Annotated in this window: 10 protein-coding genes; 3 read left to right on the top strand and 7 right to left on the bottom strand. The window is 33.4% G+C overall.

Going from position 1 to position 12,523, the window contains the following annotated elements:
* Window positions 1–66 precede the first annotated feature (66 nt).
* Window positions 67–1,542, top strand: a complete 1,476-nt coding sequence (locus F0362_RS09250) for a hypothetical protein (RefSeq protein WP_000387454.1) — start codon at window positions 67–69, stop codon at window positions 1,540–1,542.
* 198 nt (window positions 1,543–1,740) lie between these two features.
* Here F0362_RS09250 and F0362_RS09245 read toward each other — a convergent pair whose 3' ends face one another.
* Window positions 1,741–2,700 carry an oxygen-dependent tRNA uridine(34) hydroxylase TrhO gene (locus F0362_RS09245; protein ID WP_000246236.1) on the bottom strand — a complete coding sequence of 320 codons (960 nt, stop codon included), beginning with the start codon at window positions 2,698–2,700 and terminating at the stop codon, window positions 1,741–1,743.
* Window positions 2,701–3,195: 495 nt separating this feature from the next.
* On the opposite strand from F0362_RS09245, the gene F0362_RS09240 reads away from it, so the two are divergent.
* Entirely contained in the window at window positions 3,196–4,491 is a 1,296-nt protein-coding gene (locus tag F0362_RS09240) for an Nramp family divalent metal transporter (protein WP_001030658.1), read from the top strand.
* Window positions 4,492–4,548: 57 nt separating this feature from the next.
* On the opposite strand, the gene F0362_RS09235 is transcribed toward F0362_RS09240, so the two are convergent.
* From F0362_RS09235 to F0362_RS09225, 3 genes are all read right to left on the bottom strand, one after another.
* On the bottom strand, window positions 4,549–5,409 hold the full coding sequence (locus F0362_RS09235; protein WP_149889742.1) for a M23 family metallopeptidase: 861 nt from the start codon (window positions 5,407–5,409) through the stop codon (window positions 4,549–4,551).
* Between the two features lie 71 nt (window positions 5,410–5,480).
* On the bottom strand, window positions 5,481–6,581 hold the full coding sequence (locus tag F0362_RS09230) for a sensor histidine kinase (RefSeq protein ID WP_002105408.1): 1,101 nt from the start codon (window positions 6,579–6,581) through the stop codon (window positions 5,481–5,483).
* A complete protein-coding gene (locus F0362_RS09225; protein ID WP_000414522.1) occupies window positions 6,547–7,245 on the bottom strand; it encodes a response regulator transcription factor in 699 nt (232 codons plus the stop codon). The genes F0362_RS09230 and F0362_RS09225 overlap by 35 nt, the downstream gene beginning before the upstream one ends.
* Window positions 7,246–7,389: 144 nt before the next feature.
* Between F0362_RS09225 and F0362_RS09220 the strand changes: the two genes are divergently transcribed.
* Window positions 7,390–7,920, top strand: a complete 531-nt coding sequence (locus F0362_RS09220) for a GNAT family N-acetyltransferase (protein ID WP_000483987.1) — start codon at window positions 7,390–7,392, stop codon at window positions 7,918–7,920.
* A gap of 165 nt (window positions 7,921–8,085) precedes the next feature.
* On the opposite strand, the gene F0362_RS09215 is transcribed toward F0362_RS09220, so the two are convergent.
* The 3 genes from F0362_RS09215 to F0362_RS09200 all read right to left on the bottom strand — a co-directional run bounded on the left by F0362_RS09215 (window position 8,086) and on the right by F0362_RS09200 (window position 12,446).
* On the bottom strand, window positions 8,086–9,237 hold the full coding sequence (locus tag F0362_RS09215) for a TIGR04053 family radical SAM/SPASM domain-containing protein (RefSeq protein ID WP_002047777.1): 1,152 nt from the start codon (window positions 9,235–9,237) through the stop codon (window positions 8,086–8,088).
* 430 nt (window positions 9,238–9,667) lie between these two features.
* The gene (locus F0362_RS09210) at window positions 9,668–10,423 is read right to left on the bottom strand and encodes a class I SAM-dependent methyltransferase (protein ID WP_001260789.1); all 756 of its coding nucleotides are present in this window, start codon (window positions 10,421–10,423) and stop codon (window positions 9,668–9,670) included.
* A 394-nt stretch (window positions 10,424–10,817) separates the two neighbouring features.
* The gene (locus tag F0362_RS09200) at window positions 10,818–12,446 is read right to left on the bottom strand and encodes a peptide ABC transporter substrate-binding protein (RefSeq protein WP_000823488.1); all 1,629 of its coding nucleotides are present in this window, start codon (window positions 12,444–12,446) and stop codon (window positions 10,818–10,820) included.
* Window positions 12,447–12,523: the final 77 nt, after the last annotated feature.

The raw sequence follows: 12,523 nt of genomic DNA, 5'->3' as shown, positions 1-12,523 counted from the left end.
AAGGTTATTTTCAAGAAAAATTGGGCATGTTGTTTCTATAGCTTATACGGAAAGGAAACAATGTAAATGGAGGCAATACAAACAATCGAAGAAAAAGATGTAACAACAGCTATATTTCAATTTATATTCCCGTTTTCGTTTAAAACTGGATATGAACAAAATATGTTCCCTTTCTTACAAAAAAATAATTTCCGTCCTTTTCGACTTGATCATCTTGAAGATGAAAATACATATTACGGGCAGTTTCAAGTTTCACATCAAAATATGGAAGCATACTATCTTTCATTTACGAATAAAATTCTTTTTCCTCATTCAGAACATCAAAAGGGACTACAGCGCTATTCTAAAGACCTTAATTTAAATGGACATTTAACAACAAATCTTATTTCCGTTCCATTCAAGATACATTCTATTGATGTAACACTTTGTCCTTATGAGCTTGGCTTCTTAACAATTCGAACAGAAGTCAAAACCGCCCCAAACATGACATTATCAGAAGCCATCGAATTTGCTTCTCGCTTCCGTGTGCTTGAAACTAGAAATGATACAACCGAGACCATTTGTATTGAATGTGATGGGAAAAAATATTCACAAGTAGAAAAACTTATATTCGGCGATTTATATCATGGCTTAACAGACTTCTTTGAGAATAAGAGGTTGCGGAGTTCATACTTTCAAACATTCCCCTTCTTTGAAGACCAACGAATGTATGTACAAACCTTATTATCTATTAACAAAAAGTCAGACCTTCATGTAGTTGATGTATATCGAGCTTCCAGTCTTTCCGGATTAACAGACGATGGTAAGCCGTATATTAGTGCAAATAATGTTCCTTATATTCACGATTATTTAACAAAGCATTCTTATCAAAGATGGGCTCCTAACCGTTATTTTATTATGGAAGAACATATTTTCACATGTATAACAAATGAAGGTGAAAAAGAAGTCACTAAACTTGCTAGTCAAATGTACGGAGAATTTTATTACGCTTTATTATTAAACCTATTTCATAAAGTTGTTTTATTAAAGATGGCGAATGCTTATGCTGAGCTAAATATTGAACAAGATACAAATGAAATAGAGAAATTAATTTATTCAATCAATTCGTTTACAGCCAATTATTTTTCTTTAGAATTAGTATCTCAATCACAAAGTGAAGATATTTTCTTCCGCTTAAGAAAACTTTTTAACATTGAAATTTTATACTCAAACGCGAAACAAAATCTTGATAGTTTGTTTAAATATCAAGAAAATGTCGCCGCTAAAAAAGATAGCCTTTTATTATTAATTTTAACGCTCTACTCTGTAGTAGGCCAAATGTTAGGTTTTACTATGATTGACCTTTTAAGAAATACAGATTCAAACAAAATATCATCTCCTCTTGAATTTTTTGCACTGTTAATAGCAATTAGCGGTATAGTCATTTCCTTTATTTTAGGTGTACAAAGTTTATACCAATGGGGTATACAGCATCGAAGAAGACAAGCGTGGGTAAAACAAACTGTACTTTCTGCTGTGAAAGAAAAAGAGGATAAAAATTAAAGACGATTCTTTTTAAATTACAAATACATGATGCGTTTCAGTAAATGAAATTTTTATCAGCGATTTTTTAAATATATCGGCGATTTTTCAGATATATCGACTTACCGACAAAAATCGACAAAAGACAGAACCTAACAATATAAAAAGGGGGCTCCAAAATAAAGTTTGGAGTACCCTTTTTTATTACACGAATTCAGCTTACTTACCTGCTTCGATTTTCTCTAATGCAGCAGCTACTTGTTCTTCCGTTAATTCATGTTGTATTACGTAGCGGTTACGTGGGCTTACACGACATTCATGAGAACATGCACGTAAATGTTTTGCTTCGTTTTCTTCAGAACATAAAATTTTCTTGTTACATTCTGGATTTGAACAGTTTACATAGCGCTCACAAGGTTCACCTGTAAAGTGGTCTTTACCAACAATAACATGTTCTTTTTGGTTTACTGGTACAGCAATACGCTCATCAAATACGTAACATTGTCCATCCCATAGCTCGCCTTGTACTTCTGGATCTTTTCCGTACGTTACAATTCCGCCGTGAAGCTGACTTACATCTTCATAGCCTTCACGAACTAACCAACCAGAAAACTTCTCACATCGAATTCCGCCTGTACAGTAAGTTAAAATCTTTTTACCCTCAAGTGTTTCTTTGTTTTCTCTAATCCAATCTGGTAATTCACGGAATGATTCAATATCTGGTTTAATTGCACCTTTAAAATGCCCTAAATCGAACTCATAATCATTTCGTGCATCAATAATAACTGTATCTTCTTGTTTCATCGCCTCATAAAAATCTTTTGGCTCTAAATATTTTCCAGTTATTTCTTTTGGATTAATATCGTCTTCTAGACGAAGTGTAACTAATTCTGGACGCGGACGTACGTGCATTTTCTTGAATGCATGGCCTTCTTCTTCATCTATTTTAAACACGATTCCATCAAAACGTGGATCATTGTTCATTGCTTCCATGTATTTCTCTGTTTGTTCTACAGTTCCAGAACAAGTTCCGTTAATACCTTCTTTTGCTACAAGGATTCTACCTTTTAATTCAAGTGAATTACAAAATTCTAAATGCTCTGCAGCGAATTCTTCAGGGTTTTCAATTGTTGTGTACATGTAATAAAGTAATACTCTATATGGTTTTGTAGTTGCCAATGTATTTCTACCACCTATCTAATTTTTAAAATCATGTATAAGTTAACGTTCATATCAAAACATATATAATAAGAAAATGTATCCAAAGTTTTATGCATCCCATTTTCTTCTCTTTATACTATTTTCTATAAGTTAACAAAAATAAAAAACAAGATTACACACCAAAACACTATGGTTATGTTGCAATCCCAATATATTATATATCATACAAATCCATTTCCATCAATTAATATGCTGTATGATAGGCTTTTTGTTCACATAAATTTCAAAAATAGCCCTTTAATTTATTATCTTCTCCTTTATTCAACGCCCATAAACTTCCAAAACATTTTTGTATTTCCACACCATTAATTGCACAAAGTCATATAATTTGCATTGAGGAAACTTTTATGTTCAAATAAAATCATCACATAACATATATAAATGTATTGAAATAATGAGTAAGAATAAATACAATAATTTCATCAAGTTAAGATTTCAAAGGGGAACACTACTATGAATAAAGATATATCAAAAGACGAACAAATCCCTTCTCCAAGTACAACTGTTCAATCAGCACATTTAGCGCTAAGCGGACAAACGAAAGGCTTAAAAAGACTATTACCATTCTTAGGGCCTGCTTTCATCGCTTCAGTCGCTTATATTGATCCTGGGAATTTCGCAACGAATATTGCTGCTGGTTCACAATATGGTTATTTATTACTTTGGGTAATTCTCGCTTCTAATTTAATGGCTGTATTAATTCAAACTTTATCAGCTAAATTAGGAATTGCTACTGGGAGCAACCTTCCTGAGATAGCTCGTGAAAATTTCCCGAGACCTGTTTCCATCGGTTTATGGATTCAAGGTGAACTTGTTATTATGGCAACTGATTTAGCTGAATTTATTGGGGCAGCACTCGGATTGTACTTGTTATTCGGAATTCCAATGTTACCAGCAGCTTTAATTACAGCAGCTGGATCGTTTATTATTCTTGAATTTCAACGCAGAGGCTTTCGTCCATTAGAAGCAATCATAACAGGGATGATTTTTATCGTTGTTATCGCTTTTGGTGTCCAGGTCTTTTATGCAAAGCCGGAATTAAGCCCTCTTCTTTCAGGACTATTTATCCCAAAATTCCAAGGCGTGGATAGTATTCTTTTAGCAGCTGGTATTTTAGGTGCGACAGTTATGCCACACGCAATATATTTACATTCCGCCTTAACACAGCGCCGTGTAGTCGGAACAAATGATGAACAAAAGAAAAAGATTTTCCGTTTCGAATTCATTGATATCATTATTGCAATGGTTATCGCTGGAGCCATTAATGCGAGTATGTTAATTGTAGCAGCTGCTTTATTCTTTAAAAACGGCTTGCACGTTGAAGACCTTGACGTCGCTTTCAACCAATTCAGTAATTTAGTCGGTCCTGCATCCGCTGCTTTATTTGGAATCGGACTTTTATCAGCGGGATTATCTAGCTCGTCTGTCGGTACAATGTCTGGTGACATTATTATGCAAGGATTCATTCGCATGCATATTCCGTTATATTTACGCCGATTTATAACAATGATTCCACCTCTAGTTATAATTGCTTTAGGTGTAAATCCAACTTATGCTCTCGTTATGAGCCAAGTTGTCTTATCGTTTGGTATTGCCTTTGCATTAGTACCGCTTATTATGTTTACAAGTAGTAAAAAGATTATGGGGGCACTCGTTAACCACCGTATAACAACTTTCATCGCTTGGATAATTGCTGCACTCGTTATCGTTTTAAATATTTTCTTACTGTATCAAACATTTATAGGGTAATGAAAAAGGGTATTCCAATCAAAAATGGAATACCCTTTTTAGTAAAATAATTCTCTTCTAATTACCTTTTACGTATGTACCTCTTTCCGGCATCAGCGCACCTTTTTTAGTTCGAAAATAAAGTGGCAAGCCTTCCGTACAAAACATACTCACCTCGGATGGATTCTCTCTTTGATGATGGATGTGTAAATGCGGCTCACTTGAACTTCCAGAGTTACCAACTTGGGCAAGAACGAAGCCTTCGTTTACATGTTGTCCTTCTTTAACTTTAATTGACCCTTTCTTTAAGTGAACGAGAATCAAAAATGTCCCTGTTTCATCTAACCGTAAATAAATATGATTCCCAGCCATTGACTGAAAATCATCTGATCCTGGAACTAAATCTTTTTCATCATTATTAACTGATACAACTGTTCCAGAAGCTGGCGCCATTACTGTCACTCCGTATATTCCATAATCCTCTAACTTACTACTTTTCACTTCAGCAGGTGGAATGAGAATATCATATGCCCATCTTTCATTTGGTTTTATCACATGATAATTCTTCTCTAGGCGATCACCACCCCACCCTACTAACGCCCGCTCATTCAAAGGAAAACGAACGACTATTTTAGGACTCGTAGACTGTACATCTGCTGGGTATGCAATTCTCCCAATGTTAGCGAACCACCCGACAGGCCAAGCTCCAATGATAGAGAACAGAACTATTAAAAGTAGCATTCTATCTATTCGCTTTCTAAAGATGCCTTTCCAAGCAAACATTACTATTGAGCCTATCAAAACAAAAATCGAAACTACGCTAAATGCTTGTATCCACCACCAAACAACGACTGATATAATACCATGAGCTAAATAAACTACACTCCAACTTATAATTAAAAAAGAAACTATAATTGCTAACAAACTTTTCTTCCACATGCTGTATCCCTACTCTCATATCTTTGTTCTCAATGATACGAAGTAAAAATTACGGCATATGAAAGAAATACTTACGACTTTCTTACTTTTTTATACTGTGGTAATTTCACAGTGAAAATTGTTTCTTTATCGTTACTACATACAGTTATATCTCCTTTATGGAGCTGAGCTATACTTCTCGAAATTGCAAGTCCCATTCCTTTCCCACCCGTATGAGAGCTACGTGATTTTTCACCACGATAAAACTTCTCAAAAACGTAAGGAAGACTCTTTGTCGGAATACATTGTCCAAAATTTTTAATTTCTACTTCAACATTCCTTTCTCTTTGGGAAATTTGAATTGAAATTTCTTTTCCATCTTTCCCGTACATAATGCTATTACTAATTATATTTTCAAATAGTCTCACTATAATCGCTACATCAATTTTTACATATAGCTCTTCATTACTTTTAATATAAAAACTCATATTGGCATCATCTAACTGTGGTAAAAAATCAATCATGACCTGTTCAATTAATGCTTTCATATCTACTACATTTTTATGTAATTCAATCTCTCTATAGTTTATTTGACAGTATTCTAATAAATCTTCAACTTGATTTTTTAATTCATAACTTTTTCGCTTTAATATGCTTACATATTGTCCACATTCTTCTCCATGTGAATGAAGCTTATTTCCTAGTAAGTCCGCATAACCAATTAGAGATGTTACAGGCGTTCGTAAGTCATGTGAAATATTACTAATCATTTCATTTTTCATTTCCTGTGATTTTTTTTCATTTTCAATAGACTCTTTTAAACTTTTGGCCATTCTATTGACATTCGTCGCTAACTCACCAATCTCATCGCTTTTCGAAATAGGTATATGTATTTCCAAATTACCATTGCTTATTTCCTTCACATTCTTATTGATCTCATTCAATCTTTTTATAGTTGTCTTTGTCAGTAATGCAAAATATATAGTGGTTAACAGCAGAAAAAACATAAAATAAAAAAACGAATATTTTTCTTCTAGCGCGACAACGTCACTATATATACTTCCAAATAAAATTTGAACTAATATGATACTTACCGTAGCTAACAGAATGCTACATATAAATGCAAAAAAGAATTTAGCTCTAATTCCTTGTAATGATTTAATCTCCAATTTTATACCCGACTCCCCAAACATTTTGTATAAACCTCGGTTCTTTTGGATTCTCTTCAATTTTATTTCTTAATCTCGCAATATGAACCATTACCGTATTATTGCTTTCATAGGCCCTTTCATTCCAAACACTTTCATATATTTCTTCAATCGTAAACACACGGTTCTTTGCAGCTGCCATTAAGTGCAAAATATCATATTCAGTTTTTGTAACATTAATTGTTTGTCCATATATCTTTACTACTCTAGAAATTTCATCTATTTCTAAACCTTTAATGTTTATTTTCTTTTCCATTACTTGGACAGCAATTTGATTAAAATATGTATACCTTCTTAATTGAGCTTTCACTCTTGCTATAAATTCAATTGTACTAAACGGCTTCACAATATAATCATCTGCCCCAGTACTAAATCCAATTACTTTATCTACATCCGATGATTTTGCGCTTAAAAACATAATTGGTAAACTATATTTCTCTCTAATCCTTCTACACAGTTCTATACCATCCATTTGAGGCATCATAATATCAAGAATAGCAAGTTGAATACTGTTATTATTTATTATCTCTAATGCCTCTTCTCCGTTATGAGCACTAAAAACAGTAAAACCTTCTTGCGTTAAATTCACATTAATAAATTGAACAATATCTAGATCATCATCTACAATTAATATTGAGTTTTTCTCCATTTCTAAACCTCTTTTTTGAAATATATTCCACATCCCATTTTAACATAAATCAAACCTACCCTTTCATCTTGAATAATCTTTATTTTCAGTTTAAATTATATAATAACAAATGCATTCTAGTTTCATAAGAAATGGAGTGAAAATATGTTTCCTATATTAAAAACTGACCGACTCATTTTGCGAGAACTTACGGAAAAAGATGCACCGGGTATACTACAATGCTTTTCTAATACTGATGTACTGCGCTATTATGGCCAAAAACCATTACAGAATGTAGATCAAGTAAAGCAAATTATTAATAATTTCAAGTTGAGTTACAATGCAAGAAACGGTATAAAATGGGGCATCGAATTAAAAGATAAAAAAGAACTCATTGGAACAATTGGTTTTCACGATTGGTCTTCTGAGCATAAACGAGCAAATATAAGTTATGCCTTTCTCCCTGAACACTGGGGAAATGGCTATGCTACGGAAGCAGTTTCTGAGGTTATATCATACGGTTTCCACACGCTTCATTTAAAACGTATTGGTGCAATTGTCTTTCTTGAAAATGAAGCTTCAAATAAGGTGCTATTAAAATTAGGTTTTGAAAAAGAAGGCGTTCTAAAAAATTATATGTATCAAGATGATATTCCATATGATACGAATTTTTATGCTTTATTAAAATCGGTTTAATAGAATTTATGTGTGAAGAATTCGTATCCGTACAACGGATCCAAATAGTAGATTTTTAATGAGGGATGGAAAAAAACGATCGGTTTTCATTTCTTAGATTATCGTACGATTGATGCGAAGTACAATACATTATAAAATCTAAAAAAACGGGAAATGAGCAAACTTTTACTTATTTCCCGTTTTTACGTTCTTTTTCTGTTTTCGCAATGCTTTTGGAATGTATACACAGAAAGGTTCGCTTTCCATGTAATCCCCCGTCATCGCATATGCTCTAGAACGAGATCCCCCACAAACATATCGAAACTCACAAACACCGCACTTTCCTTTATACTTGTCCGGATTACGAAGGTTTTGAAAAACAGGGGAGTTTCGATAGATTTCAGCTAGTGCTGTCGTTCTAATATTCCCGGTTTTAATAGGCAATAATCCACTTGGATATACATCTCCAATATGAGAAATAAATACAAAACCGTTTCCGTCATTCACCCCTTTTGGAGCACGACCAAGCCCATCAATTCGCCCTGTCGTCCCATTCATCAATACATCCTGATATTGAATGATCTGATTTGTCTTGTTATTTTCTTTCATTTTTTCTTGAAGCACAACCCGTCTATAGTGCTGACCAGCTGTTGTTTTAATATCAAAAGAAACCTTTTTACTAAGCTTATATAGCCAATGGAATACCCTTTCATGTTGGGCTGGTGAAATCATATCTTTTTCCTTACCTCGTCCTGTTGGAACTAAGAAAAATATACTCCAAAGTACACATTTTAATTCTTCTATTAACATTGCCATTTCTTTAAGTACATCCACATTATATTTAGAAACAACAGTATTAATTTGAATAGGAATTTTTAATTCATGCAAATAACGAATGGAATTCATTGTTAATTGAAATGATCCTTCTGTCCCTCTAAAATGATCGTGTATTTCAGCTGTTGGTCCATCTAAACTAAATGCCCATCTAGCAAGTCCCACTTCTTTTGCTTTTTGAATCGTTTCTTTCGTCACGTTTGGAGTGGCACTTGGCGTCATAGAAACTCGAACACCTTTTTTCACTGCATATTCCGCGATATCATATACATCTGGACGCATTAATGGATCTCCACCAGTAAATACAAGCATTGGATTTTCCATTTCATATATATCATCAATTAGTTTTCTTCCTTCTTCGAATGTTAGCTCTAGAGGATGACGATGATACTGTGCTTCTGCACGACAATGCAGACATTTTAATTGACATGCCCTTGTTAACTCCCATATCACAATAAACGGATTTTCATTAAAATCACGATTAATCAAGATTAACCCTCCCATCAATTGATATTCTAATTGTAAAGTTATATATGTATTTATGGTGTGAGATGTATCACAAATAAAAATCTTCAGTCATAATAATGCCCCTATACTGCTATTAATCTAATGTTTCTACCTTCCTCTTCAACAATCACAAAAGCTCTTTGTTAAAAATATAAACACCCCTTTAGACTAAATGATCTAAAAGGGCAAAGCTTCACAACTTTTTATAAACATCGCGGCTTTCTTCAACAGATTTTTTTAGTTAGAAGACTTAAATTGTAAAAGGTCATAAAAAATAAAGGACGATACATATTATGCATGAATAATATGTATCGCCCTTTTAATTGTTGTTCAACAATCGCTCCCGTTTGTTGAAGATCTTAATTAGTACATGATAATCTACAATTCAAATAGGCACTTCGATTAAAGTCCCTTTATGTCCGGTTGTTTAGACATTTCCTAGATAGCTTCGCGTCATGTTTTGAAGAACAATTTTTCCATTCTTACTATGTTTTTCGAATAACTCTGACAGGAGAAAAACAAATTTTTTATATTCTTCTTCATCCTTTTTCGGAGCATAGGACGCTGATAAATTCCTTCCCAAAAAACCTTCATAATCAAAAAGTAAATCATTTTGATACTCTTTAAACTCATACTTTCCATCCTTAAAAAAGGTGTTAAATACTTCGGGAGTTTCCTCTATTCCATCGCTAAACCCTTTGAAAGTCGGGCAGGTTTTCTGGCAAATTTCTGCATTCTCTTTCATAATCGAACTAGTTAAATCTCTACTATTCCAAACGAGAGCAACATTTGCCTTTTGTTTCAAGATTCGTTGGCATTCCATTTTGAAAGCTGCTTTATCAAACCAATGAAATGCTTGAGCAACAGTTACTAAATCCACACTATGCTCTTTTAAAGTGGTATTTTCAGCTGTTGCTTTTATTGATTGAAAACGAGCATATAGTTTTAACGATTGCTCAGCCATCTTTCTCATGTCATCATTTGGCTCAACTCCAATAACCTTTAAACCTCTTTCAAGCAACTGGTGGCTAAATATCCCCGTACCTGAACCAATATCAGCCACAATTCGGTCCTCTTTCAGTTGGTTAGCCGAAAACAAATAATCAATATATGCATTAGGGTAATCGGGGCGATATTTCGCATATATATCGGCCTTGTCGTTAAAATTTTCTGTTGTTCTCAAAGTACTACCTTCTTCCCCACGATATTATGTACAGAAATAGGAATTAAATAATTAATTCCAGCTTCAATCTCTAAGTCTACAACTTAAGAATACAGCCAAATGGATCTACCTTAGTTCCAATATGAATCCCCGTTAATATACCCTAATTTTTTAATAACTGACCAGTTTCTCAGTATTAAAAGTAAGAAATTGAGCTTTTTTCTTAGCTATTTAATTTCGTTTACTACTAACTTCTTTTTACTTAAATAAACTGCTCAATCTGATTTTTTTGCAACTTTTTGTGAATACGTAACAACAATTACGCATTCATCTTTTTTATGTGCTGGCAACAACCCTAAAGGGTTTCCCAACACTCTGTAAAAAAACCTTACTTTTAAAAGTAAGGTTTTTTTATTTACTTCTTATCAACATAAGCATTCTTATAAGTATAAACGCCACCAAATTGATGTTTTGCAATTCCTTTTACATAATCCTTTTGTACATAAGCTGAACCAAGATGATAAAGCGGTGCCACGGCAGCGTCTTCTAATAAGACCTGCTCAGCCTCTCGCAACGCTTCCCATCGTTTCTCCGGATCAAGTACAAAATCATTTTTCGCTTTCCTTATTAAATCATCGTAATGAGAATTCGAGTAACTCATTTTATTATTCGGATTCCCCGTCGTAAATAACTCTAAATAATTAATTGGGTCTTTATAGTCAGGTCCCCAATTTGCCATCGTTATATCGTAATCACCTGTTTGTTCTAACTGTAACTTTTGCTTAAATGGCTGCTGTTTAATTTGTAACGTTAATCCATTCAAATTCTTTTCTAAATCACCTTTTATATATTCTGCCATACGTTTTGCATTATCTTGTTCAAACGTTAAAAACCCGAGGTTTACTTGCTCTACTCCAAGCTCTTTTTTCGCTTCTTCCCAAATCTTTTGCGCATTTTGCAAATCATATGAAGAAATATTTCCGTTTTCTTTTCTAAAATCTTTGCCAGTCTCTTCATTCATATGACCAACTGGTACAAGTCCATTTGCAGGTTTTGCCCCGTTATTAATAAAGTGAGCAACAAAATCATCTTTATTTAATGCTAATGAGATAGATTGACGTACTTTTTTATTGGCTAACGCATTATTTTTCTCATTAAAACGTAGCATAGCGATTCCAGGATCACTTGACATATGTAATTCCTTATTCCCTTTATACTTGTCTACAACTTGAGAATTAATAGGTACTCGATCCAAATCGCCGGCCTCATATAAATTTACAGCCGTCATTGTATCCTTTACAATATGAAAATTTATTTCGTCTAATTTCACTTTCTTTTGATCCCAATATGTAGCATTCTTCTTTAATTGGAACTCTTGTTCATGTTTCCATTTTTCTAATACAAATGGGCCGTTATATATGAGATTACTAGGTTCCAATCCGTATTTATTTCCTTGTTCTTTCAAAAATGATTCATGCTGTGGTAAGTATATAGGCAGTGCTAACAACTGTAAAAAATACGGAATTGGCTGTTCAAGTTCAACCTCTAACTTATAATCATTTATAACTTTAACCCCAAGTTCATCAAGTGACATTGTTCCCTTATTTATTTCTTTCGCATTTTTCACATGAAAGAACATGTCCGCATATTGAGATGCCGTTTGCGGGTTAACTGCACGTTTCCATGCAAATATAAAGTCATTTGCTGTTACATTGTCTCCATTTGACCATTTTGCATCTTTACGCAAATCAAATGTATATTTTTTACCATCTTCACTTCTTTTAAACGATTTTGCTACTGCTGGAATAGGATGATCTTGATCATCTAGCACATACAACCCTTCAAATATGTTTTGCATAACGTGTGATGATGTCCCATCCATCGTTTTTGCAGTATCAAGTGAAGGAATTTCTTCTGATACTGTTACATTTAACACTTGTTTTTTAGCCTCTGCATCACTTTTATTCGCTTTATTATTACAAGCTGTTAAAAATAAAGATGTAATAATTGCCATTACCATTAAATGGCTCTTTTTTCGCTTCATGAATTGTTCTCCTTAAAAATAAAATATTATAAACGTTATATATTATAACAGAAATATTAACAGAAAGATGCGACATT

Source organism: Bacillus sp. BS98 (assembly GCF_008432245.1).
GTDB lineage: Bacteria > Bacillota > Bacilli > Bacillales > Bacillaceae_G > Bacillus_A > Bacillus_A toyonensis.
This window is presented reverse-complemented; position numbering and strand designations above follow the sequence as displayed.